General features: G+C 59.6%; 1 protein-coding gene. It reads right to left on the reverse strand.

What is annotated here, in order from left to right:
- Window positions 1-428, reverse strand: a 428-nt coding sequence (locus I6F36_RS38965) for a peptidylprolyl isomerase (RefSeq protein ID WP_225173292.1), incomplete at both ends; no start/stop codon positions are given.

A 428-nucleotide genomic window follows, 5' to 3' on the forward strand; every position in this document is an offset into this window, starting at 1 on the left:
GTGTGCGGCTTGTCGTCGTCTTCGTCCTCGTCCACTACTTCAAGGCCGTGTTCACCGTGCACGTGGCCGTGCTCGATTTCTTCAGCCGTGGCCTCACGCACTTCAGTCACCTTCAACTCGAAGCGCAGCGCCATGCCTGCCAGCGGGTGATTGCCATCCAGCACAACCTTATCCTCCGCCACGTCGGTGACGGTGTAGACGATGGCGTCTTCCTCATCGCCATCTTCGGGCACGCCCTCGAACTGCATGCCAACTTCGAGCGGTTCCGGAAAGCGATCACGCGGCTCGATCTTGATCAGCTCTTGATCGTAGTCACCGAAAGCGTCGTCCGGTTCGAGCTGCAGCTTGGTCTCGAAGCCTTGTTCCTGGCCGTCCAGCGCTTCCTCGATCTTGGGGAACGTGCCATCATAGCCGCCGTGCAAATACAC

The organism is Bradyrhizobium sp. BRP19, assembly GCF_020194195.1.
GTDB lineage: Bacteria > Pseudomonadota > Alphaproteobacteria > Rhizobiales > Xanthobacteraceae > Bradyrhizobium > Bradyrhizobium yuanmingense.